Origin of the sequence: Martinezella tropici (assembly GCF_003287875.1) — a bacterium.
GTDB lineage: Bacteria > Pseudomonadota > Alphaproteobacteria > Rhizobiales > Rhizobiaceae > Rhizobium > Rhizobium tropici_C.
Window position 1 is genome coordinate 225,276 of record NZ_QMKK01000035.1, and the last position, 22,942, is coordinate 248,217.

Annotated in this window: 21 protein-coding genes; 3 read left to right on the forward strand and 18 right to left on the reverse strand. The window is 61.0% G+C overall.

All coding sequences use genetic code 11. The annotated features are described in order from the left end of the window. Positions 1-42 precede the first annotated feature (42 nt). Together DQ393_RS14340 and DQ393_RS14345 are read right to left on the reverse strand one after the other, a co-directional pair. Entirely contained in the window at positions 43-1,380 is a 1,338-nt protein-coding gene (locus DQ393_RS14340; RefSeq protein WP_112342431.1) for an adenylate/guanylate cyclase domain-containing protein, read from the reverse strand. A 350-nt stretch (positions 1,381-1,730) separates the two neighbouring features. After that, on the reverse strand, positions 1,731-2,906 hold the full coding sequence (locus DQ393_RS14345; protein WP_112342432.1) for a DUF3095 domain-containing protein: 1,176 nt from the start codon (positions 2,904-2,906) through the stop codon (positions 1,731-1,733). A gap of 145 nt (positions 2,907-3,051) precedes the next feature. Between DQ393_RS14345 and DQ393_RS14350 the strand changes: the two genes are divergently transcribed. After that, the gene (locus tag DQ393_RS14350) at positions 3,052-3,531 is read left to right on the forward strand and encodes a class I SAM-dependent methyltransferase (RefSeq protein ID WP_112342433.1); all 480 of its coding nucleotides are present in this window, start codon (positions 3,052-3,054) and stop codon (positions 3,529-3,531) included. A gap of 2 nt (positions 3,532-3,533) precedes the next feature. On the opposite strand, the gene DQ393_RS14355 is transcribed toward DQ393_RS14350, so the two are convergent. Both DQ393_RS14355 and DQ393_RS14360 read right to left on the reverse strand, forming a co-directional pair. Continuing rightward, on the reverse strand, positions 3,534-4,412 hold the full coding sequence (locus DQ393_RS14355; protein ID WP_112342507.1) for an FkbM family methyltransferase: 879 nt from the start codon (positions 4,410-4,412) through the stop codon (positions 3,534-3,536). Between the two features lie 80 nt (positions 4,413-4,492). Further along, positions 4,493-6,217: an adenylate/guanylate cyclase domain-containing protein gene (locus tag DQ393_RS14360; protein ID WP_112342434.1), complete on the reverse strand. Its 1,725-nt coding sequence runs from the start codon at positions 6,215-6,217 to the stop codon at positions 4,493-4,495. 304 nt (positions 6,218-6,521) lie between these two features. Between DQ393_RS14360 and DQ393_RS14365 the strand changes: the two genes are divergently transcribed. Continuing rightward, positions 6,522-7,619 carry a glycosyltransferase family 4 protein gene (locus DQ393_RS14365; RefSeq protein ID WP_112342435.1) on the forward strand — a complete coding sequence of 366 codons (1,098 nt, stop codon included), beginning with the start codon at positions 6,522-6,524 and terminating at the stop codon, positions 7,617-7,619. Next, positions 7,609-8,355 (forward strand): polysaccharide deacetylase family protein, encoded by a 747-nt coding sequence (locus DQ393_RS14370; protein ID WP_112342436.1) that lies wholly within the window; start codon positions 7,609-7,611, stop codon positions 8,353-8,355. Before DQ393_RS14365 ends, DQ393_RS14370 begins: the two co-directional genes overlap by 11 nt. Positions 8,356-8,495: 140 nt before the next feature. Here the strand turns inward: DQ393_RS14370 and DQ393_RS14375 are convergent, their stop codons facing one another. The 14 genes from DQ393_RS14375 to pcaD all read right to left on the reverse strand — a co-directional run bounded on the left by DQ393_RS14375 (position 8,496) and on the right by pcaD (position 22,906). Further along, a complete protein-coding gene (locus DQ393_RS14375) occupies positions 8,496-9,326 on the reverse strand; it encodes an MBL fold metallo-hydrolase (protein WP_112342437.1) in 831 nt (276 codons plus the stop codon). Between the two features lie 302 nt (positions 9,327-9,628). Further along, positions 9,629-10,156 (reverse strand): winged helix DNA-binding protein, encoded by a 528-nt coding sequence (locus DQ393_RS14380; protein ID WP_112342508.1) that lies wholly within the window; start codon positions 10,154-10,156, stop codon positions 9,629-9,631. An 84-nt stretch (positions 10,157-10,240) separates the two neighbouring features. Then, positions 10,241-13,867 carry a hydantoinase B/oxoprolinase family protein gene (locus tag DQ393_RS14385; RefSeq protein ID WP_112342509.1) on the reverse strand — a complete coding sequence of 1,209 codons (3,627 nt, stop codon included), beginning with the start codon at positions 13,865-13,867 and terminating at the stop codon, positions 10,241-10,243. 133 nt (positions 13,868-14,000) lie between these two features. Next, a complete protein-coding gene (locus DQ393_RS14390) occupies positions 14,001-14,393 on the reverse strand; it encodes a GFA family protein (protein ID WP_112342438.1) in 393 nt (130 codons plus the stop codon). A 136-nt stretch (positions 14,394-14,529) separates the two neighbouring features. Further along, the gene (locus tag DQ393_RS14395; RefSeq protein ID WP_112342439.1) at positions 14,530-15,246 is read right to left on the reverse strand and encodes an ABC transporter ATP-binding protein; all 717 of its coding nucleotides are present in this window, start codon (positions 15,244-15,246) and stop codon (positions 14,530-14,532) included. Next, on the reverse strand, positions 15,227-15,991 hold the full coding sequence (locus DQ393_RS14400; RefSeq protein ID WP_112342440.1) for an ABC transporter ATP-binding protein: 765 nt from the start codon (positions 15,989-15,991) through the stop codon (positions 15,227-15,229). The genes DQ393_RS14395 and DQ393_RS14400 overlap by 20 nt, the downstream gene beginning before the upstream one ends. After that, positions 15,988-16,992: a branched-chain amino acid ABC transporter permease gene (locus tag DQ393_RS14405; protein ID WP_112342441.1), complete on the reverse strand. Its 1,005-nt coding sequence runs from the start codon at positions 16,990-16,992 to the stop codon at positions 15,988-15,990. Before DQ393_RS14405 ends, DQ393_RS14400 begins: the two co-directional genes overlap by 4 nt. Before the next feature lies 1 nt (position 16,993). Then, positions 16,994-17,857, reverse strand: a complete 864-nt coding sequence (locus DQ393_RS14410; RefSeq protein WP_112342442.1) for a branched-chain amino acid ABC transporter permease — start codon at positions 17,855-17,857, stop codon at positions 16,994-16,996. 87 nt (positions 17,858-17,944) lie between these two features. Then, positions 17,945-19,117: an ABC transporter substrate-binding protein gene (locus DQ393_RS14415; RefSeq protein WP_112342443.1), complete on the reverse strand. Its 1,173-nt coding sequence runs from the start codon at positions 19,115-19,117 to the stop codon at positions 17,945-17,947. 146 nt (positions 19,118-19,263) lie between these two features. Continuing rightward, positions 19,264-20,316: a 3-carboxy-cis,cis-muconate cycloisomerase gene (locus DQ393_RS14420; protein ID WP_112342444.1), complete on the reverse strand. Its 1,053-nt coding sequence runs from the start codon at positions 20,314-20,316 to the stop codon at positions 19,264-19,266. Positions 20,317-20,319: 3 nt separating this feature from the next. Next, positions 20,320-20,931 (reverse strand): protocatechuate 3,4-dioxygenase subunit alpha, encoded by a 612-nt coding sequence (pcaG, locus tag DQ393_RS14425; protein ID WP_181592353.1) that lies wholly within the window; start codon positions 20,929-20,931, stop codon positions 20,320-20,322. A 2-nt stretch (positions 20,932-20,933) separates the two neighbouring features. Continuing rightward, positions 20,934-21,683, reverse strand: a complete 750-nt coding sequence (gene pcaH, locus DQ393_RS14430; protein WP_112342446.1) for a protocatechuate 3,4-dioxygenase subunit beta — start codon at positions 21,681-21,683, stop codon at positions 20,934-20,936. Positions 21,684-21,695: 12 nt separating this feature from the next. Then, positions 21,696-22,100, reverse strand: coding sequence for a 4-carboxymuconolactone decarboxylase (pcaC, locus tag DQ393_RS14435; RefSeq protein WP_095437121.1), 405 nt, complete (start codon positions 22,098-22,100; stop codon positions 21,696-21,698). Further along, positions 22,100-22,906, reverse strand: a complete 807-nt coding sequence (gene pcaD / locus DQ393_RS14440) for a 3-oxoadipate enol-lactonase (protein ID WP_112342447.1) — start codon at positions 22,904-22,906, stop codon at positions 22,100-22,102. The genes pcaC and pcaD overlap by 1 nt, the downstream gene beginning before the upstream one ends. Positions 22,907-22,942: the final 36 nt, after the last annotated feature.

A 22,942-nucleotide genomic window follows, 5' to 3' on the forward strand; every position in this document is an offset into this window, starting at 1 on the left:
CAGTGATATATCGGCCTATGCTGAACCAGGCTGCGGCAGAGGTCACTGGGTCAGGTTTTCGACTTGAACACGGCCTTCGAACTTCTTGGCATCCCTGTGCAGGAGGATAACCTGCTCGGCTTCGGAGAGCCCGTCCGCCGCCGCGTCGTGGAAAACCTCCACCGTACCATTGGCAATGGAGGCTGCCATCGGAGAGACCACTGTAAAGCGCTGGCGCACGCCGCGCAGCTTTTCTTCCCCGAGTGTTCCCCACTCGCAGTCGGTGTAGCCGGAAAAGGCCTGGCTCGCGACAACCTCCGTTCCATATTTCTTGGTCAGGGACTGCAGCCGCTCCACCTCGTTGACGGCGGCGCCGAAGGCCGAGAACGTCAACCGATCCTTCAATCCGACATTGCCGAACATGACGTTGCCGACGTGCAGGCCTATTCCGTAACGCACCTCGCTCAAATTGCGCGCCTGGCGATCCTTGTTGAGGGCAGCAACGCGGCGCTGCGCCTCGAAAACGGCCGATAGCGCCGCTTCGCAAGCCACCTTGGACGGATCCTTGTGGCGGCCGCAGGGATAGACCGCCAGGAATCCATCGCCGAGAAAGCTCATGATTTCGCCCCCATTGCGGTTGAAGGGGGCCGCGATCGCGTCGAAGAACTCGTTCAGCGTATCGATATAGGCCTGCCGCCCTTCCTTTTCGGCATAGACGGTGGATTGCCGCATATCACCCATGACCAGCGCCGCGCGGATCGTCTCGCCGTCGCCGCGGCGGATCTGCCCGTTCAGCACGCGCTTGCCGGCGTCGCCGCCGAGATAAGTGGTCAACATGTTGTTGGCGAGCTTACCTAGAACCGCCATCTTGGCCGCCATGGCGAGATGGTTCTGCATGCGCATCAGCGCTCCGATCATCTCCTCGCTGAAGCCGCCGATGCTGTCGGTTGACCAGGAACCCATCATGCCCTGGACAGAACCCGCTCCAAAGGTCTGCACGAAGGCCATATAGTCGGTCACCTTCTCCTTGCGCAGGTCCTCGAAAATCGGAAACTCCACGGCTCCATCCACATCGATCCGACGACGCAAATGCAGGAGATTATTGGAGAGAAGATAGTAATAGGGGCTCTGCATGAAGCGTTCCGGCCGATCGTTAACATGGCGATAGCCTTCGATCGTCAGGCCGCCCGCCCGCCGCCAGGTAAATCCGAGAGCATCATAAAGCGGATGCAGCATAGAAAAGGTCAGATGCACGCGAACGAGCGGCATCCCCGTCGCCGCCATGCGCTCGCAGAAGCCCCGCACGATGGTCTCCAGGTTTTCGCCGGTCAGCGCCGCCTGCGTCAGCCATTCCGCTACTTTATCGAGAAGAATATCGGAAACACTCGAATGAATAGTCATTATCCCCGCGGTCCATATTGCAATGCCTGATGTTTCGTCCCGGCCATGGAATGCCGCCGTCTCCGCAACCCCCTGCCTATCGGCTTGAGGTCGGACAAAATCACCATGCGACAGCGTCGATGCTTTCCTTCGTCAGGTCATGTCGACGCCAGAAATCCGGCTGCATTTCTCCCGCACCCCCGCATATGAAATGCAGCAAAAGACGATCGCCGCAACCGGCGACTCTCGTTTTGTTCTCTTTGAGATAAGGCGCATATGACGCTGAAACAATGGCAAAAACGAAGCGGATCGATAAAATCGCGACCGCGGCCCGAGGCTGCCAGTCGCGTCACCGCTCCATCGCGTGAAAATCACTCGCCCGCGGCAAGCGCCGGCGGCCTCTTTTCCCGCAAGGCCATTGCCGCCATTGCATATCCGCCGCTCGCACCGTCGATGAAATGCATATGGTCTCGCATAAGCGGTGTCGGCACGAAGCATGTCATCAGGGCGCTGTCCTGCCGGTGCAGTCCAAAGCGGCAGACACCTGCGGCCTCCGCCTGCTGCAGACGCGCCTCGATGCGCTTGAGATGCGCAGCATCGACGTCGATCGTCATTTTCAGTCCATCGTCGAATTTGCGAAAATCGGAATTTGCTGCAAGGTCCCGCCGATAGATCTTGGCATCGAAGGTCGCGGCCCTGATGCCGAACCTGTCGAGAATCCAGACGAGGACGATCTGCGCATCGATGGCCAGCTTTCGCCACCAGCGATCGGTGGGAGCGGCCACGGCGCGCGCTTCGATATCCGCGCCGTCGAAGCTCAATGCCGGCGTCGGGCCTTCGACCGGCACCGGATGACCGTCGCGGTTCTGCTCGGCGGAGATGGCAATGATATCGGCGACCAGCCGTTGAAACCTAGCGTCGTTGCCGGCATCGCCCGGAATGGCGATGATGGAGACAATCTCGCCGTTATGTGCCTTGATCGGGTTCCAACGACAGGAAAGGCCGGTCAGATCCGGCTCTACCTTTGTCGGCGGCGCCTCGACGATGAATCGTCCTGCCTTCATCTGCCGTTCCGCCCAGCTCGTCCCGCCGCCGGAAAACATGGCATAGGAAACGTGGTTGCTCGGGCTGAAGCGGGCGACCCGCACGTCCAGGCCCTCGCCGCGGATCACCGTCATCGGCACCAGGGCCGTGCGCAGGTCGAGCTGCAATTCCTCCATCACCCAGGCCCGGACGGCCGCCAGCGCACGGCGTACCCGCTCCTCTCCCGACGGAGGGATCGCCACCAAAGCGCCGTCCCCGCCGAAGGCAAAGGGATAATCACCTCTCTCCAACGCGTTGAGCACGGCGGAAATCACGCTGGCGCCCGCCATGTTGACTGATTTGTAGTGGCCGGCGGCGATTGCCTTCGTCGAGCTGACGATATCGGCGATCGCAATCAACCAGTCGTCCGGCAGCGGCTGATAATTGGCGCTGTCGGTCACGCCCTCGAAACGGGTGAAGCCCGTGAGTTTATGGAAGAAATCATCTTTCGGTGGTTCGACCATGATATTTCCCCCTTCAGTGAGCACCGCGACGATCTATCCCTACAGCAAAAGCGCCGAAAAACCAGCGGGCGGTCGACGCCGCGATGCGGGCCGTGCTACTCCGGTCGGGAGAGAGGCACAAGACGCCAAGGATATTTGAAATACGATGAGCCGCCTGGATAGTTTCATTCGCCGCCTGAGTGCGCAGCGCGACATCCTCAACGCCGTTGCCGAGGAGGTCAGAACGCTTGACGGACCCGTGCTGGAACTGGGGCTCGGCAATGGCCGCACCTTCGACCATCTGCGCGAACTTTTCCCCGATCGCCGCATCATCGCATTCGATCGGGCGGCCAATGCCTACGGCCCGTCCATGCCGTCGGCCGACAATCTCATCCTCGGTGAAATCAAGGACACGGCCAGGGGCTTCGTCGGCGCGAAGGCCTCGCTTGCCCATGCCGATATCGGCACCGGCTACGAGGACAAGGATGCGGTGACGCTGACCTGGTTGCCCGGGATCATGGCCGGCGTGCTCGTTTCAGGCGGGATTGCCGTCAGCGGCCTTCCCCTCGATCATCCGGATCTTCAGGCGCTTCCCCTGCCCGCTGCCGTCAAGCAAGGGCGCTATTTCATCTATCGGCGTCGCTAATTTCAGCGTAGAAACAGCACATCGAACTGCTCGCCTTCGCTGGGCAGTTCGACGACTTTCATCGTCTGCTCGCCGTCTTCGAAAAATGCAAGGCATTCGCCGTAGTGCCTGGCGAGATCGGCAATGAAAGCCTTGGCCTGATCCTTGCCGTAGAAGGCGGGGGTAAATTCCATGTAGAGCGGCACCTTGCGTGCCATCAGTGCCTGCATCGACCGGCAAGCAACGGGCTCATAGCCTTCGATATCCATCCAGATCAGGCCGATATCGGCGGGATCGATGCCGGCCTGCTGCAGAATATCGCCAACGGGCAGGACGGGAACCGAGATTTTCTCGTCGGTTGCGCTTTGGCGCAACGCGCTGCTTTTGCCGTGATTCTTGTGATTGAGATAGAAATCGAGCTGCCCCCCGCGATCGCCGGCGGCGCAATTGACCGCCGTTACCATCTCCTGCAGGCCGTTATCGGCGACGTTGATCGCCAGCAGCCGGAAATTGCGCGGATCCGGCTCGACGCTGACAATGCGGTCATAGGCGCCACTGAGGGCAAAATAGCAGGTTTGCGTACCGATATTGCCGCCGAGCTCCAGAAGAACAGAGCCTTTGCGTAGCAGACCGCGCTCGCGCAGCACGCTCAGCAGCCGGGCGACATGATCGCGCTGGAAATGCCCTTTGCGAAACACCTTACGGCCGATGTAATCGGCCGGTGAGAAGCTCAGGACATGGTCGCCGCAGTCCACCGTCATCGTCTTGACGCGCGGACCGAGCGCGCTGACGAGAATGTCCCGACCCAGGCGCGTGTCGAACAGGCGAGTGGCGATCGCATCCCGCTTCCTGCGAAGGGCGCGGCGCCAGTATTTTCTTGTAAGCAGCTTGCGGTCGAACATGGCGAGCATCCCTACACCAGGGCCGTTGCGTTGCAAACGGAGAAGATCGGCTGATACGCCGCCGGTGCCCTGTCGGCACATCAGGCAAAGCGGCCGCTCGTTTCCTTCGAAACGATATAGACCCGCAAAGGCTCGCCGCGACCGCGCACGGCAATCTCGCGGCTTTCGATGCCCTCCATATCGACCTCCGAGAGCCGGGCCACCGGCTCGGAAAAGACGAGCGCGCTGTTGAATTCCTTGGCGGCGCTTTCCAGGCGGCTGGCGACATTGACCGTGTCGCCGATCGCCGTCACGTTCTTGACGCTGCCATATCCCATCGAGCCGACCACGGCCGAGCCGCTGTGAAGGCCGATGGCGATTTCAAGCGGAGCGGCCAGTTCGTCGGCCAGTTCCGCGCTGAGCTTGTCGATCTCCCGTATGATCGCGGCCGCGGCCTTCAAGGCCTGCCGGTTTGCCTCCTTCGGCGTGGTACGCAGGCCGAAGAGCGCCATCGCGCCATCGCCGATGAACTTGTCCATACGGCCGCCATTCTCCTCGATGATGCGGCCGACGATGGCGAAATAGCGGTTGAGCAGGAAGACGATGTCGAAGGGAAGCCGCGATTCCGTCAGCGCGGTGAAATGGCGCAGATCGCAGAAGAAGACGACGATCTCGCGCTCGCGGCCTGGGCTGGCGGTCTGGCTATAAACCGGGATCGTCGCCTCGGCCATCGGCGTCAGGAGCGGGAGGACGCTGACATTGCCGGTCGGGCGCAGCTGGCAGGCAAGCCTGACATCCGGCGTAGCGCCGATCCGGTTCAACGTCTTCTGCTCCAGCGGCTCCGGCGGCGGCAGGTTTTCCTGCCCCTCAATGATCTGGACACGGCACGTGGAGCACTGGCCCTTGCCGCCGCAAACCGAATAATGCGGTATGCCGCCAAGGCGGCTTGCCTCGAGTACGCTGAAGCCGCGTGGCGCATGCACGACCTCCCCGCCCGCATAGCGGATGGCGATCTGATATTGCCGCTCACGCAGTCTGCGATGCGCGCGGAAACCGAAGAGAGCGACGATCGACAGGCTGAATGCCCCATAGAACCCGGCGCGGTAGGGCCATAGAATTTCGACCATCTGACTGCCCGGCACCGACCCCGTCTCGCCATAGCTTCGCATGTCGCTATAGTAGCCGCCGGGATAGCCGCGCTCGTGCTCCTGAGCGACCTCATGTGCCACCGTCTTGCCCATTGCGGCAAAGCCAAGCAAGGCGAGAATCGGCAGAACGATGGCAAGCGACAGCATGACGGGCGCGATTGCCATGTACCAGGCACGATAGCGCAGCCAGAAATGAACGCCGATGCAGCCATGAAGCCAGACGATCAGAAGCACGAGCGACTGACGCACGCCGTTGACCGGCGATGTTATCCAGAGGGTGCGCACGATCGCGCTGTAGGTGTCGTGATAGCCATAAACCTCATGCACGATGCGAGTGCCGACGATGTGATCGATCAGAAGCACCGGCACCAGCAGGCCCGTAACGATCTGGAAGGCCTCGCCGGCAGGCATGACAAGCGTGCGGCGCCTGTAAAGCATCTTAAGCACGAGCAGAATGTGGACGATCAGGGCGCCATAAAGAAGCACGGTTCCAACCGGATTGCGCCAAACCAACATGAACCAATGTTGCGCATGTTCGGCCACGCCGAGCGAAATCAGCCCGAGGGCATGATTGGCCAGATGCATGATCACGAAGGCGAATACGATCAAACCGGAGCCAAGGCGCAGCTTTCGCACGAGGCGGTCGGACATGATTGGCTTTCTTGCCTCGATGGTCATCAAACCCAATGTATATTGCCCGTTCACAACAGGTGGGAAAACGGCTATCGCCTATTCATCTACGGTACCGCGCGTCATATATGACGCGCAAAGATCGCCGTAGCACTTTTAATCTGCTGCATAATTTTATCCTCAAATCGATTCCGATTTAAGGAATTATGCAGTAGCCGCAACCCCGCATACTGTCGAGGATGCGGCTTTTTGAAGCAGGGATCTTATTGTCACGCAACCGGTCGGAATTCGGGCAACTTTCTCACGATTCAGGCTCATACCATCACTTAATCGTCAACCACGTGCCGGCAGCATGAAGATCGCCTTTTACGCCCCCTTGAAATCTCCCGGCCACCCGGTCCCTTCCGGCGATCGGCTGATGGCTCGCCAGATCATCGCGGCGCTGGAAATGGCAGGGCATCGGGTCGACGTCGCTTCCGAATTGCGAAGCTTCACGCCGACGCCGGAGGCCGGTCCACGCGTGGAAATCGCACGGCAGGCGGAAGGCGAAGTGGATCGCCTGCTCGAGCGCTGGCAGGATGAGACGCCGCCCGACCTGTGGTTCACTTACCATCCCTATTACAAGACCCCCGATCTTATCGGCCCACCGATCGCGAGAGGGCTCGGCATTCCCTATGTCACGGCGGAGGCATCCTATTCCCGCCGCCATGACGAAAACGGCTGGGTTGAAAACCAGCGCCTCATTGCCGATGCAGTAAGGCTTGCCGCCGTCAATCTGTGCTTTACCGAAAGGGACCGGCTCGGCCTTGAGGATGCGATTCCGGAGGGCCGCTACGAGCGTTTCCTGCCCTTCATCGATGCCGCCCCCTTCGCGGGCTCGTCCTCCGATCCGCGACGGCTGATCACCGTGGCGATGCTGCGCAAGGGCGACAAGTTCGACAGCTACACCATACTGGCCAAAGCGCTCGATCTCATCCGCGATCAGGACTGGATCCTGACGGTCATCGGCGATGGGCCGATGCGGACCGAGGTGAGATCACTGTTTTCGACTTTCGACGAGAGACGGATAGAGTGGCGCGGAGAACGCTCCACGACGGAGATCGCAGAGGAGCTTGCGAGCTCCGGTCTTTATGTCTGGCCTGGTTGCAATGAGGCTTATGGCCTTGCCTATCTTGAGGCACAGGCGGCCGGCCTTCCGGTGATCGCGCAGGCGACGGCTGGCGTGCCGGAGGTGGTGATGGCGGGAAAAACCGGATTGCTGACGCCGGAGGGCGATCTGAAGGCCTATGCCGATGCAATTTCGCAGCTCCTCGGCGATCAGCAGCAGCGACGGGCCATGGCGGACGCCGCCTACGGCTTCGTCCATCAGGAGCGTTCCTTGAGCGCCGCATCGAAACGGCTCGAAACCATCCTTCGAAACTATCTGGGAGATAGCCATTATGAACGATAGAGCCGAGTGGCAGCCCTTGCGCGAGGAGTTGCGGCGCTGGGGCGCGGCCAGGCGAAAGGCGAAGCTATGGTTCCGCGACGACGACGCCATCGAGCCGACCCCTGCCCTCGACCGGCTTCTATCGCTTTCCAATCGGTTCGACGTGCCGATGGCACTCGCGATCATTCCGGCGCCGACAGGCGAAGCTCTGGCCGAACGGCTGGCGGCCGAAAGCCGCATCACGGCGACGGTGCATGGCTGGACACATCGGAACTATGCTCCTGATGACACCAAGAAGCAGGAGCTCGGCCTGCACCGGCCTAAGGCTATCGTGCTCGATGAGCTTCATCGCGGCTTCGACAAGCTGCAAGCCCTTTATCCCACGCAGTTTTGCCCTTTGCTGGTGCCGCCATGGAACCGGATCGACGATGGACTGCTCCCGCATCTCGAACCGTTCGGCTACCGTGCCGTCTCGGTTTTCGGGCTGGCCAAGCAGGCACCCATCGGCCTGGTCAACACGCATATCGACATCATGCGATGGCACGGCGTGCGCGGAGGACTGCCGCATGCTGACATGATCGGACGCCTGGTGGAGGAGCTTCAGAACCGCTTCGACGGCAATGACGAACCGATCGGCGTGATGACCCACCATCTCGTCCACGACGATCTTGCCTGGGATTTCGTTGAGGCGTTGTTTGCGGAAACGGCCGGCCATGCCGCCATCGAATGGCGGCCGGTCGGCAATTTCATCAACTAAAGCATGCCCGCGCGAAAGTGTGCAGCGGTTTTGCGACGATGACATGCGCAAAACCAAACACCTAAAGCGCGAGAAGCGAATCTGAAAGATCGCGACACGCTTTAGCGCAATTCCAGCATGCTCCGCTGCCGCGGCAGGCTTCAGAGCTGCAGCGACTGCCCGTCAAAGGCGACGAATGCGCCGGGGAAGCTCTGCTGCGCATCGCGTTGCATGTCGTCCAGCTCGCGGTCGGTGCGGCCGGGAGCATGGTGAAACAGGGCCAGCCGCTTGGCGCCGGCCTTCTTGGCGAGCTTGATGCCCTCTTGCCAGGTGGAATGGCCGAAGCCCAGATATTTGGGCATCTCGGCTTCGAGATAGGTCGCGTCATATATCACGATATCGGCATCGGCCATCAGGGCCAGCGCGGCTTCATCGAGCTTGCCGGCTGTATGCTCGGTATCGTAGACCAAGGCGATGACCCGGCCCGACCATTCGATGCGATAGCCGATGCAGCCGCCCGGATGGTTCAGCCTGGCGGTGTGCATCACGATGCCGGGATGCGGCTTCAGCGTATCACCAGCGGCGAAATCACGAAAACTCATCTCGGCGCGACAGATATCGGGTTCGACGGGGAACCATGGCGGCCGCATGAACTGGCCGATCAGCTGCCGGGTCGTCGTCTTGCCGGCAAGATGGCCGGACCAGAGATCGACGCTGACCCTCGGATCATAGATGGCATTGAAGAAGGGCAGGCCGATAATGTGGTCATAGTGAGAATGGGTGAAGAAGAGATCGATGTCGCGAACCCCTTCCTTGGCCAGATACGCCGCCGCTTCGCGCAACCCCGTCCCGGCGTCGAATAAGATATGCCTGCCGTCATGCCGTAACTCAATGCACGACGTATTGCCGCCGTACCGCTCAAATTCCGGTCCCGATACAGGGATGCTTCCCCGCACGCCCCAAAATTTCAGCTCAAAACTATCGTTGTTCATGGAAGTTTTTACACCATTCCCCTTTCGGTCAAAAAAAGCACACTTTTGCTATCGTGCGAAGCCAGCAATTTCCAAAAGTCGTGCGGTGGTAAAAACTGGATCTCATATCGTTCGATCGATACCGATCGTTGGACGAACATCCGCCAACGGATCGCACAGACCTAATATAGGTATGGCGCAACAGAATAGATAAGGGGCCGGGGTTGACGCTCCGGTTCGGGGTCGGCACGAGATCGTGATCTTGACGGAAAGAGGCCTTAAAGCGACCAAGAATTGCGGCGGTCGCCTGCTTTCCTCGCTGCTTACAGGGTCGCTGCCGACCGTGCGGCCTGTTCGTAATAGCCGGACAATGCCCTGAGATGCGAAGCAATGTCGGACAGGCCATCCTGCGACAGGCCGGAGACCTTGGTCGCCTCCACCAGCAGGCGCTCGCGAATTTCCGTATAGCGCTGCAATGCGTCCAGGCCCTTGTCGGTGACGCGGATCGTCTTTTCCTTGCCGGCCTTGCCGCTTTTGACGAGGCCTGCCGCCTCCAGTTTCTTGATGGCGTAATTGGCGACATGCGTGTCCTCGATATCGAGGACGAGACAGAGATCGGCGAGCGTTTTCGGCCGGTCGCGATGCCGCACGGAATGAATGATCAGGATCTCGACCGGCGAAAGGCCGGGCACGCCGGCCGCCGCCATGCAGCGCACCAGCCATCGATTGAAGGCATGGGAAAAGAGGATCGACCCGTATTCCAGCTCCGATAAGGCCGGCGAGCTGCCGCCGGCCAGATGGGCCGACGAGACTATCAATTCGCGTCGCTTACTCTTTTCCTCGGACGTCACCTGAAAACTCCTTCGAACCGGATCAAGGCCCCGCAGATTCGACGAGCCGAGCGGTCGGTTGCCGCTCGACACGGCATCATATTGCTATTCATCCCGCTTTCCGTAACCGCCGCCGGTGGGAGTGACGACCGTAAAGGCTTCGCCAGCTTCGAGGACGGTATGGGCCGAGCCGATCAGTTCCTCGATCTTGCCGTCGTTGCGACGGACATAATTGCGGCCAGTCTGTCCGGCTTCGCCGCCCTTGATGCCAAAGGGTGCCACGCGCCTGTGGCCCGACAGGATGGCGAATTCCAGCTTTTCACGCGTGCGGATGGTGCGCTGCGTGCCGTTGCCGGAGTTCCACTTGCCGCGCCCGCCCGAATTCGGACGAATGTGGAAATTCTCCAGCACGACCGGGAACCGCGTCTCGAGGATTTCGGGATCCGTCAGGCGCGAGTTGGTCATATGCGTGTGCACCGCATCGGCGCCATTGAAGCCAGGTCCTGCCGGCGCTCCGGAGCAGATCGTCTCATAATATTGATAGGCGTCGTTGCCGAAGGTCAGATTGTTCATCGTGCCTTGGGCTGCGGCAAGCGCCTCGACCGCGCCGAACAGGCAGTTGGTCACGGCCTGGCTGACCTCGACATTGCCGGCAACAACGGCAGCTGGATATTTCGGCGTCAGCATCGTGCCTTCGGGAATGATGATGCGGATCGGCCGGAGGCAGCCGGCATTCATCGGAATATCGGCTTCGACGAGGACACGGAAGACATAGAGCACGGCGGCACGGGTGACCGGCTGCGGCGCGTTGAAATTGTCCGGGCGCTGCGCCGACGTGCCGGTGAAATCGACCGTCGCCTCGCGCTTGTCCTTGTCGATCGAGATCTTGACGACGATCTTGCAGCCCTGATCCATCTCGTAAGTGAATTCGCCATCCGACAGACGATCGAGAACACGGCGCACGCTTTCCGCCGCATTGTCCTGAACGTGGCCCATATAGGCATCCACTACGTCTTCACCGAAGAGCGCGATCATCTTCTTCAGCTCGGCGACGCCCTTTTCATTGGCGGCGACCTGGGCCTTGAGATCGTTGATGTTCTGCGCCAGCGTGCGCACGGGATAGCGGGCGCCCGTCAAAAGCTTGGTAAGCTCCGCTTCACAGAAGCGGCCGCGATCGAGCAGCTTGAAATTGTCGATATAGACGCCCTCTTCCTCGATATGGGTGGCAAGTGGCGACATCGATCCCGGCGAAATGCCGCCGATATCGGCATGATGGCCGCGGCTGGCGACCCAGAAGCGGATCTTCTGACCGGCATCATCAAAGACCGGCGTACAGACCGTGAGGTCAGGCAGATGCGTGCCGCCATTATAGGGCGCATTGATGAGGAAGACGTCGCCCGGATGGATGACGGCGTTTTCGCGGATCGCGGTTGCGACCGACGCATCCATCGAGCCCAGATGAACCGGCATATGCGGCGCATTGGCGACCAGATTGCCTTCCGCATCGAAGACGGCGCAGGAGAAATCCAACCGTTCCTTGATGTTGACCGAATAGGCCGTGTTCTGCAGCGTCATGCCCATCTGCTCGGCGATCGACATGAAGAGATTGTTGAATATCTCCAGCATGACGGGATCGGCCTTGGTGCCGATGGCATTGCGCTCGGGCAGCGCCTTGATGCGCGTGAGGACGATATGATCCCTCGTGGTCAGCTGCGCCTGCCAGCCGTCCTCGATGACGATCGTCTGGTTCGGCTCGATGATGATGGCCGGACCGGTCACGGTCTGGCCGGGCTTGATCGCCTGACGCAGGACGACGGCCGCATCGTGACTTGCTCCGTTGGAGTAGAAGGAGGTGCGCCTCACAGCCTCGGCTTCACCTTCGGCTCTCGTCTCCAGCTCGACTGTGATATCGGCAGCAGCGCCGCCGATCGTTTCGATCTCGACGGCCTCCACGACCAGAGGCTTGTCTTCGGCAACGAAGCCGAAGCGGCGCTTGTGCAGCGCCTCGAATTGGCTGCGCAGCCGCGCGGAAGTGTCGATTTCCGGAAAGGTCGTCTCGACCGCCAGCAGGGTATCGGTGCCGGCATAGCGGATATGGGCGCGCCGGATCGTCTTGATCTCGGCCGTTGCGACACCTTGGGCTTCCAATTCGGGCACGCATTCGCCGCGCAGTTCGCTGCCAAGCGCTGCGATGGCGGCAGGTGCGGCATCATCGAGGGAAACGCCGAGTGCCTTCTGGCGCGTTGCGCGGATATCGGCAAGGCCCATGCCATAGGCGGAGAGAAGGCCGGACATCGGATGCAGAAGGATGCTCTTCATCCCCAGCGCATCGGCCACCAGACAGGCATGCTGGCCACCGGCACCGCCGAAGCAGTTGAGCGCATAGCGCGTGACGTCATAGCCGCGCTGCACCGAGATTTTCTTGATCGCCTCGACCATATTGGCAACCGCGATGCGGATAAAGCCGTCGGCAACGTCTTCCGGGCTTCGCCCATCGCCGATTTCGGCTGCAAGAGATGCGAACTTGGTCCGCACCGTCTCGACATCGAGCGGCTGATCCTGGCTGGGTCCGAAGATGGACGGGAAGAATTCCGGCAGCAGCTTGCCGGCCATGACGTTGGCGTCGGTGACGGCCAGCGGGCCGCCATTGCGATAGCAGGCCGGACCTGGAAAGGCACCGGCCGAATCCGGGCCGACACGGAAGCGATCACCATCGAAATGCAGGATCGAGCCACCGCCGGCAGCGACGGTGTGGATCAGCATCATCGGCGCGCGGACGCGGACACCGGCCACTTCCGTTTCAAAGGCACGCTCATATTCGCCATCGAAATGCGCAACATCCGTCGAGGTGCCGCCCATGTCGAAGCCGATGACATTGGCAAAACCCGCCTGCTCACCTGTCTTCGCAAGGCCGACCACACCGCCAGCCGGACCCGAGAGGATCGCGTCCTTGCCCTGGAACATATCGGCGGCCGTCAATCCGCCCGACGACATCATGAACATGACGCGTGCGCCGGTGCGCTCGACATCGAGCTCATCGCAGACCTGGCGGATATAGCGGCCGAGCACCGGCGAGAGATAGGCGTCGATAACAGCCGTATCGCCGCGGCCGACGAGCTTGACCAGCGGCGAGACTTCGTGGCTGACGGAGACCTGCTCGAAGCCGATCGACCTTGCGATCCTCGCGACCGCAGCCTCATGCGCCGGGAATTTATAGGCATGCATGAAGACGATGGCGACGGAGCGATAACCCTTGGCAAGAAGGTCGCGCAGCGCCGCCTCAGTCGCCTTTTCGTCCAGGGCCAGTTCGACAGTGCCATCGGCAAGCACCCGCTCCTCGATCTCGACGACATCTTCGTAAAGCGCTTCCGGCTTGACGATCTCGGTCGCGAAGATCTTCTTGCGCTCCTGATAGCCGATGCGCAGCGCGTCGCGAAATCCCTTCGTCGTCACCAACGCAAGGCGTTCGCCCTTGCGCTCCAGCAGCGCATTGGTGGCGACCGTCGTGCCCATGCGGACCTCACCGATCGCACCTTCGGGAACCGGCTCGCCCTTGCCAAGACCGAGATGGAGACGAATGCCATGAACGGCGGCATCACGATAAGCCTCGGGATTTTCCGAGAGGATCTTGCGGGCGTGGAGAGCACCGGACGGATCGCGCCCGACCACGTCGGTAAAGGTACCGCCGCGATCGATCCAGAAATCCCAACGACCCGAAATATTCTCCGACAAACCCGCCTCCAGCAGAACGATGCCAATAACGATGATAATATATCGATAAATCGTCAACGTTTTGTCGTCAACACGAATCGATAGTCATCGCCCTGACAATTTTTGTCATCATAACGCTTGCGGCGAGCCCGACCTAATCCTCGAAGCGGCTCGTTGCCTCGCGATCGTGATCATATCGCCTCGCGAGCGGAAACGGCGGCAGCCAGGATTCGCGGCGAACGGTCCAGAGTTCGTAGGTCGGCTTCAACTGATCGGAAGCATCGAGAGACCCGAGGTTCACTTCGATTTCGTCCGCGCTTCGCGAGAAAACAGACGAGCCGCAGTGAGGGCAGAAAAAGCGGCCGGCGTAGTCGCGTGTTTCGCCTTCGATCTTGACCGCATCCTCGGGAAAAATCGCGGAGGCATGGAAAAGCGCGCCGTGATGCTTGCGGCAGTCGAGACAATGACAAATGCCGACCCGATAGGGTCGCCCCGACGCAACGATCCGTACCTTGCCACACAGGCAGCCACCGGTAAATCGGTCCATCTTGCACCTCCTGAAAAAAAGCAGGCGGACTGTCTACGACAAACGGAACAGCCGCCGCAACGGCAGGCGGCTGGTGGGAGCATGGCGTTTCATTATAAGGCCGCGCTCCATTGGAGCACAGTCGGAAGTGGATGCGCTAATGCAATCCACCGACGCCGAGCAGACGCTCGACTGCGCCATGATCCGCAGCCAGCCCCTCGGGCGTCCCCTTCCAGGCAAGTCGGCCACGCTCCAGAATGATAACATCGCTGGCAAAATCCAGTGCGCTCTGGATGCGCTGCTCCACCAGCAGGATCGTCATGTCGCCCGACTTGGCGAGCTTGGCGAAGGCCGCCATCAACTCCTCGCAGATGACGGGCGCCAGCCCCTCCAGCGGCTCATCGAGAAGCAGGACGGAGGGGCGGCCGAGGATGCTGCGGGCCGTCGACAGCATCTGCTGCTCACCGCCCGAAAGCTGGCCGCCTAAATTCCTGCGACGCTCCTGCAGGCGCGGAAACATGTCATAGGCTTCCTGCAAGGCGCTCTTCGGCCGTCCCTTCAGCCCAACGGAGAGATTTTCCTCCACCGTCAGCGTCGGAAAGACGTCACGCGTCTGCGGCACATAGCCGAGGCCCTGATGGGCGCGTCTGGCACTTGGCAGCCCGGCAATATCGGCCGAGCCCAGCCGGATGCGGCCGTCATAACGCCGGGTCTGGCCGGCAAGGGTCGCCAGCAGCGTGCTCTTGCCCATGCCGTTGCGGCCGAGCACGGCAAGCCGGCCGCCGGCCGGCACGGAAAAGGAAACACCTTCCAGCACCCGTGTCGGACCATAGCCGGCCGACAGGTTTTCGACTTCAAGCGGCGTGGCCGGCATTGGCATAGCTCCCAAGATAGGCTTCGCGCACCCGCGCATCCTGCGTCACGTCTTTCGGCGATCCGTCAAATATGATCGTGCCGGCCGCGAGCACCACGACGCGCTTGGCGAAGCGGAAGACGAGGTCCATGTCATGCTCGATCATCAGCACGGCGAGATCGGCGGGCAGATCGGCCAGCGCCTGCTCGATGCGGCCGGTATCGCTCTGCGGCACGCCGGCGGCAGGCTCATCCAGCAGCAGCACCTTCGGCTTCAGGGCCATGGCGACGGCAATTTCCAGAAGCCGCTGCTGGCCGTAGGCAATCTCGCTGACCTTGCGATGCGCGAGTGCCACAAGCCCGAGCGTGCCGAGTAACTCCTCCGTCTCGGCCATGACATCGCGCATGGAAAGGAAATTACCGAACATGCGACCGGAGCGCCCTGTCCGCTGCAGCACCGCCATGCCGACATGCTCGGCCGGCGTCATATCCTGAAACAGCCTGGTCACCTGGAACGAACGCACCAGCCCGCGCCTCACCCGGCCGATGGCCTCGATCTTATTGACGTTCTGGCCGGCGATGCGCACCTCACCGGAATCCGCCTGCAGATTACCCGTGACGAGATTGACGAAGCTGGTCTTGCCGGCGCCATTCGGCCCGATCAAGGCGACGCGATCTCCCGGCGCCATGGATAGGCTGACATTGTTGGTCACCGTCAGCCCGCCGAACGCCTTCTTGAGATTGCTGACTTCGAAAATAGCGCTCATGCCTGCGCCTCCCTGCGGCGAGCCACATAAGCGGCGGCGGTGCCATAGATGCCCTTCGGCGCGAAAAGAACGACGAGGATCAGCAGTGCGCCGACGATCGTCAGCCAGTGGAATGGATTGGCGGCGGAGACGTAATCCTCGAACAGCATGAAGATCAGCGTGCCGACGAGCGCACCGAACAGCGAACCGGTACCGCCGAGCACGAGCATGACCAGCGCCTCGGCCGATTGCGTGAAAGACAGACTGTCAAGGCCGACGACCTGCGTCGAGATCGCATTCAGTGCGCCGCCAATGCCGGCAACGGCACCGGAAATCATATACATCTTGATCAGCGCCACTTTTGGCGATGCCCCCATGGCGCGGATGCGTAAAGGATCCTGGCGGATACCGCGGCAGAGCATGCCGAAGGGCGAACGCACGAGAAAGCGCAAAAGCACGAGCACGATCAGCAGCAGCGCAACGCCATAGAAGTAGGCCGTATGCCCGTAAAGATCGAATTCGAAAACACCGAACAGCGGATCTGCTGAAATGCCCGACAATCCGTCGCTGCCGCCCGTCCAGCCCGATGCCTTGTTGGCGAATTCGTGGAAGAGATAGACCAGCGCGATCGACAGTACGAGTTGCGGCAGGCCATTAGCTCTCAAAATGACGATGGAGCAGATCAACCCGGCAACCGCGCCGCCGGCGATTCCGGCAAGCGTCATCAGCAAGGGATCGTTGATGCCGTAATGGGCCGATGCAATGCCCGCTGCATAAGCTCCCGCACCGAACAGTGCTGCGTGGCCGAGCGTCGCCACGCCGCAATAGCCGGTGACGAGATCGAGCGAGAGGACGAGAAGCGCGATCGCGATCAGCCGCGTCAGGAGGGCGAGATTATCCGGAAACAGCAGGTAGCCGGCAGCGGCTGTGACGACGATGACCGCAATCGCGATCAAATCCTGCCCAAATGTGCGATGTCTGGTCACGGTCGGCGCCGCCTCTCTTTCAAGGGTCAAAGCCATGTTACTTCATTCTCCCGGCAAAGCCGCGCGGGAAGACGCAGACGATGGCAATGACGGCCAGATAGAAGAAGAATTCCCCATATTCCGGCATGAGGTAACGGCCTGTTGTATCGATGCAGCCAAGGATGAGGCATGCAAGCAGCGCGCCGGAAATCGAGCCGGCTCCGCCGACGGAGACGACAACCAAGAAGGTCACCATGTAGCGCAGAGCATAATAGGGCTCGACCGGCAGGAGTTCGGCACCGACCACGCCGCCGAAAGCGGCAAGCCCGACGGCAATCGCGAAGCTGACTGCATAGACGATTTCCGTCCTGACGCCGAGAGCGGCCGCCATCGCGGCATTATCGACGGAAGCGCGCAGCTTCACGCCGAAGGAGGTTTTCTCGATCGTATACCACAAGGCCAGGGCGACGATGAGGCCGCAGACGATCGCGAAGATACGATGGGTGCCGATGGTGCGGAAGCCGAGATCGACGGAGCCCTGCAGGCTGCCCGGCAAGGGGATGGTCTTTAGAGTGGGGCCGAAGACGTAATTGGCAATGCCGATGATGCAGAAGGTGATGCCGATCGTCATCAGAACTTGCGTCAACTCAGGCGCACCATAAATGCGCCGATAAAGCAGCCGTTCGATCGGGATGGAGATGATGACCGTGCCCACCACAGCCAGCAATACGGCCGCACCGTAGCCAAGCCCCAGATCGCGCGCCGCGTAGGAAGCGATGTAGCCGCCGATCATGGCAAAGGCGCCGTGGGCAAGATTGACGACGCGCATCAGCCCCATGGTGACGGAAAGGCCGATGGAGATGACGAACAGCACCATGCCGTAAGCGAGGGCATCGACTGCTATGCTGAGCACGGTTTGCATTGATATCGCTGGTCCGGTTTGTTGTTGCGCGACCGCCGTCATCCCCTGAACAGAATCTTCCGATCAGGGGATCAGGTACTGGAGCGCTTACTTCGCGGCGGCAAGGCCGGGATCGCCCTGCTTCTCGAAGGTCTGGATTTCCTTGTTGTAGTATTTGCCGTCATCGCCCTTGGCGACTTCTCGCAGATAGATGTTCTGCGTGATATGCCGGCTTTCCGGATCGATGGTGACGGGGCCGCGCGGGCTGACCCAGGACAGGCCTTTCACGGCATCGACGGCCTTCTGCGCATCCTGCTTGCCGCCGGTCGCCTCGATCATCTTGTAGATGACATGCATGCCATCGAAGGCGCCCACGGCGGGGAAGGTCAGCTCGGCCGGATTGCCGATCGCCTTGTCGGCAGCGGCGACGAAGGCTTTGTTTTCGGGCGAGTCATGCGAAATCGCATAGTGGAAGGTCGTCTGCATGCCGAGCGCGGCATCGCCAAGCGCCGGCAAATCGGATTCCTGCGTCAGGTCGCCCGGCGCAAAGAGCTTGATGCCGGCAGACTTCAGGCCATTCTCGTTATAGGCCTTGACGAAACCGAGCGTCGTAGGACCGGAGGGCAGGAACGCGAAAACCCCTTGCGCGCCGGAATCCTTGATGCGCTGCATGATCGGGCTGAAGTCGTTGGTCGAAAGCGGCATGCGGATCGCCTGCACCACTTCGCCGCCCTGCTTTTTGAAGCCAGCCTTGAAGGCGTTTTCGGCATCGACGCCCGGACCATAATCGCTGACGACGGAGATGACCTTCTTCACGCCGGCATCATAGGCAACCTTGGCGATCGGCGTCGAGGTCTGCCAGGTGGTGAAGGATGTGCGCACGACGAGCGGGCTCTTGGTGACGATGGCCGAGGTCGCCGCATTGAAGATCACCATCGGCACATTGGCCTGCTTGAGGATCGGCGTCACGGCCATCGCATCCGGGGTAAAGTAGAAGCCGGCGAGATACTGGACCTTCTCCTTGACGACGAGCTCCTGGGCGAGCGACTTCGATTGGGCGGGATCGGCCGCGGGCAAATCGCGGTAGATCACCTCCACCTCATCATTGCCGACCTTCTTGCCGTTGACGGCCATATAGGCGTCGATGCCGGCCTTGAAATTCTTGCCCTGCAGCGCGAACGGGCCGGAAAACGGACCGATGACACCAACCTTGATGGTATCGGCATAGGCAGCACCGCCAAGAGCAACGGCCGCAATGGCGGCCAAGACAAACCGTTTCATTTTCTCTCCTCCCGGCAGCCGTCTTTTTGAGCTGCCCTTGATCATTCAAATTCTGATCATCACCAATTTCTCATGGGAAATGGTGATGTAAAATGAAATAAAACCTTGCTTCCATACCAATTCAGTTATGAATGGCGACGAATATCCTACTCGGCTGTCGTTCCCAAGCGCTTGATCGAACCGACCAGTTGCAACGCGTGGCGCAACGAAGCTGCCGTTGCCACCACCATAGGCGGCAATAGCAGCCATTCCAATGTCCAGGCGGCGCCAGAGCGCTCCTGCTCGTGCACGAGTGATTGATGAATGCCCGAAAGCTGGACGGAATTGAAACGGGCAAGCGTGACCAGCGTTTCGGCAGCGACCGGGTTTTGCTTGTGCGGCATGGCCGAGGAACCGCCGCCGCCGGCAAGCTCGATCTCGTCGCCCGCCTGTGCCAGAAGTGCTACGTCCTGGCCGATCTTGCCGAGGCTGCCTGATATCATGGAGAATAGCCCCGCCAGTTCGGCAATGCGCCCCCTCTGGCTCTGCCATTGCGGCTCGTCCGTGAGGCCGAGCGCTTGTGCCAGCGAACTCCTGACTTCCGCCGCATTCGGCCCGAATTTTTCCAACGTACCGGCGGCCCCGCCGAATTGCAGCGGAAAAGTCTCCTGCGTCAGCCGGTCGCGATACTGATCGAGCGGATGGCGCCATGCCCGCAGCCGATCGGACACGGTGATCGCGATCGCAGCCTGCATCCGGGTGTGCCCCATGAGCCTGTTCGATCCAAAGCGCTCATCCAGTTTGGCGAGCGCGGAGGATACGGCAAAGAGACGGTTGCTTAGGATGAAAACCGCCGCCTTCAGCCGCAGCATCAGGCTGGTGTCGATGACATCCTGGCTGGTGGCACCGAAATGGACATGTTTGCCGGCATCCTCTCCGACCGCCTTGCGCAGCTGCCGAACAAGATCCGGCACGACGACGCCATCCGATGCCGTTGCCGTCTTCAGCCTTTGTAGATCGGGTTCGAAATCCGCGCAGACCTTAGCGACATGCGCAGCCATCTCCTGCGGGATCAACCCATGCCGCGCCTCGACCTCGGCAAGCGCCGCTTCGAAAGAGAGCATGGCGCGAATATCTGATTTGGCCGAGAAATAGGCCGCAATCTCCTCGTCCCCGAGAAGGCCAGACAGGAATGGATGGTCGAAGGGAGAAACGCTCATGGTCTATATATCGAGGAAAACCGTTTCCTTGTCGCCCTGCAAATGGACATCAAAGGTGTAGACGGAACCTTCCTTGTGAGCGATCAGCGTTGCCAAGCGCTCCTTGTGTTCGATGCGGGCAAGCAATGGATCTTCCGCGTTGGCGGCAGCTTCCTCCGGAAAATACATGCGCGTGTGCAGGCCGATGTTGATGCCGCGGGCGACGATCCAGACGGTGATGTGCGGCGCCATCTTGCGGCCGTCCTTGAAGGGAACGCGGCCGGGCTTGATGGTCTCGAAACGGAAAACGCCGTCGGTCGAGCTGGTCGGACAACGCCCCCAGCCGGTAAAGTTCGGATCGGCCGTGCCACGCAACTCCGAGGGGCTGTTATAAAGCCCGGCGCTGTCGGCCTGCCAGATCTCGAGGACGGCATCCTTGACCGGCGCTCCCGCGCCGTCGAGAACCCTGCCCGTCACGGTGATACGCTCGCCGAGCGTCTTGTCGTTGACCATGACGGAGCCGAGATCGGTTTCGTAGACGCCGCTAATCTCGCTGTAATTCGGCGTCAGGCCGATATGGACGTAAGGCCCTGCCGTCTGCGACGGCGTTTCCTTGAGGTAGCCGAGATCCTGTATCATCAATTGCCCTCCAGCCGGTTTTCGAACAGGGTCGAACGGCGACCGCGCAGCACGATATCGAATTTATAGGCGCGGGCATCCATCGGGATCGTGTTGCCCCAGTCGAGCGGCGCAATCAGCTGCTCGATCGCCTGTTTGTCGGGGATCGTGCCGACGATCGGACATTTCCAGATCATCGGATCGCCCTCGAAATACATCTGCGTGATCAGCCGCTGCGCAAAGCCATGGCCGAAGACGGAGAAGTGGATATGGGCCGGACGCCAGTCATTGACGCCGTTCGGCCAGGGATAGGCGCCGGGGCGGATGGTGCGGAAGGCATAGCGTCCTTCATCATCGGTGATGGCGCGGCCGCAGCCACCGAAATTCGGATCGATGGCCGCGAGATAGGTTTCCTTCTTGTGGCGGTAACGGCCGCCGGCATTGGCCTGCCAGAATTCGAGCAGGACGCCCGGCACCGGCCGGCCGCGCTCATCGAGCACGCGACCATGAACAATGATCCGCTCACCGATAGCGCTCTCGCCCGGCTTGGCAAAATTATGGATCAGGTCGTTATCGAGCTCATTCAATATGGAATGGCCGAAGACCGGTCCGGTAATTTCGGAGATGGTGCCGTCGAGCGACAGCAGCGCGCGCTGCGGCGAGCGCAGCACGGACGTCTTATATCCCGGCGCAAAGGCTGGCGGATGCCAGGCGCGGTCTCTCGCGAAAAAGGCGCCCGTTTCGGGCTTGCTGTTGCTTCTATCGGACATGTCTGCCTCGCTTCATGCCGCCTGTTCGGCGTCCATCTGTTCGAAAACCTGCTTGGCGATCTTGATCGCGTGGTTTGCGGCCGGCACACCGGCATAGATCGCCACATGCAGAAGAGCCTCGCAGATATCGTCGCGCGTCGCGCCGGTGTTGCGCGTGGCGCGCACATGCATGGCCACCTCGTCATCCTGACCAAGGGCTGCCAGCAGCGCGATCGTCACGATGGAGCGCTCGCGCCGGCTGAGCGTCGGGCGCGACCAGACATGCCCCCAGGCTGCCTCGGTGATCAGTTCCTGGAAAGGCTGGTCGAAATCGGTCACAGCCTGTTGGGCGCGATCGACATGGCCATCGCCGAGCACAGCGCGGCGTGTCGCCATGCCCTGCAGATAGCGCTCGGACGGCGCGGTGGGATCATTCATCAGGCTTGTTCTCCACGCAGGACGACGTCGATGAAGGCACGGATGACTTCGGTCAACGCCTCGGGTTGTTCGACGCAGGGGATGTGGCCGGCGTCCTTGATCACTTCATAGCGTGCATTCGGAATGAGCTTTGCCGTCGACAGCACCAGCTCGGGCGGCGTCGAACCGTCCTGATCACCGACGATGCAGATGGTGGGCACGGAGATCTTGGCGGCCGCCTCGGTCAGATCGGCATCGCGAAGCGCCTCGCAGGTAGCCGCGTAGCCCGCAACCGGCTGGCGGATCAGCATGTTGCAATAGCCGGCATAGGCGAGGTTTTCCGGCCGGCGGAAGGCGGGCGTGAACCAGCGCTCCATGATGGAATCGACGATGGATTCGATACCATCAGCCTCGACCTTGGCGATGCGGGCATTCCAGCTCTCGGCCGTGCCGATCTTGTGCGCGGTGTCGCAGAGGATCAACGCCCGCACCAGATCCGGCCGCCGCTGATAGAGCGACTGCGCGATCAGCCCGCCGACCGACAGGCCGCAGATAATGGCATTCTTGACCGAGAGGAAATCGAGCAGGCCGGCAAGGTCGGTGGCGTGATCCTCGATGGAATAGGGCATCTGACCGAGATCCGAGAGACCATGGCCGCGCTTGTCGTAAAGCACGATGGCGAAATCGCCGGCCAGACGCACGATCACATCCCGCCAGATCCGGAAATCGGTGCCGAGCGAATTGGCAAAGACAAGAACCGGCTTGTCGGCGGGGCCGCCAATGATCTGATAATGGATCGTGACGTCGTTGATGCGGGCAAACTGCACTGGAAATCTCCTCGACCGCGAGATTGGATGTATAAT

Bases quoted from the DNA above. Each gene is read 5' to 3' on its own strand.
- DQ393_RS14365 (WP_112342435.1), top strand. From the start codon at position 6,522: ATGAAGATCGCCTTTTACGCCCCCTTGAAATCTCCCGGCCACCCGGTC.
- DQ393_RS14360 (WP_112342434.1), bottom strand. From the start codon at position 6,217: ATGACCATCGAGGCAAGAAAGCCAATCATGTCCGACCGCCTCGTGCGA.
- DQ393_RS14400 (WP_112342440.1), bottom strand. From the start codon at position 15,991: ATGAGCGCTATTTTCGAAGTCAGCAATCTCAAGAAGGCGTTCGGCGGG.
- DQ393_RS14350 (WP_112342433.1), top strand. From the start codon at position 3,052: ATGAGCCGCCTGGATAGTTTCATTCGCCGCCTGAGTGCGCAGCGCGAC.
- DQ393_RS14395 (WP_112342439.1), bottom strand. From the start codon at position 15,246: ATGCCGGCCACGCCGCTTGAAGTCGAAAACCTGTCGGCCGGCTATGGT.
- DQ393_RS14405 (WP_112342441.1), bottom strand. From the start codon at position 16,992: ATGGCTTTGACCCTTGAAAGAGAGGCGGCGCCGACCGTGACCAGACAT.
- DQ393_RS14410 (WP_112342442.1), bottom strand. From the start codon at position 17,857: ATGCAAACCGTGCTCAGCATAGCAGTCGATGCCCTCGCTTACGGCATG.
- DQ393_RS14355 (WP_112342507.1), bottom strand. From the start codon at position 4,412: ATGTTCGACCGCAAGCTGCTTACAAGAAAATACTGGCGCCGCGCCCTT.
- pcaC (WP_095437121.1), bottom strand. From the start codon at position 22,100: ATGAATGATCCCACCGCGCCGTCCGAGCGCTATCTGCAGGGCATGGCG.
- DQ393_RS14415 (WP_112342443.1), bottom strand. From the start codon at position 19,117: ATGAAACGGTTTGTCTTGGCCGCCATTGCGGCCGTTGCTCTTGGCGGT.
- DQ393_RS14390 (WP_112342438.1), bottom strand. From the start codon at position 14,393: ATGGACCGATTTACCGGTGGCTGCCTGTGTGGCAAGGTACGGATCGTT.
- DQ393_RS14370 (WP_112342436.1), top strand. From the start codon at position 7,609: ATGAACGATAGAGCCGAGTGGCAGCCCTTGCGCGAGGAGTTGCGGCGC.
- DQ393_RS14340 (WP_112342431.1), bottom strand. From the start codon at position 1,380: ATGACTATTCATTCGAGTGTTTCCGATATTCTTCTCGATAAAGTAGCG.
- DQ393_RS14375 (WP_112342437.1), bottom strand. From the start codon at position 9,326: ATGAACAACGATAGTTTTGAGCTGAAATTTTGGGGCGTGCGGGGAAGC.
- DQ393_RS14345 (WP_112342432.1), bottom strand. From the start codon at position 2,906: ATGGTCGAACCACCGAAAGATGATTTCTTCCATAAACTCACGGGCTTC.
- DQ393_RS14420 (WP_112342444.1), bottom strand. From the start codon at position 20,316: ATGAGCGTTTCTCCCTTCGACCATCCATTCCTGTCTGGCCTTCTCGGG.
- pcaH (WP_112342446.1), bottom strand. From the start codon at position 21,683: ATGTCCGATAGAAGCAACAGCAAGCCCGAAACGGGCGCCTTTTTCGCG.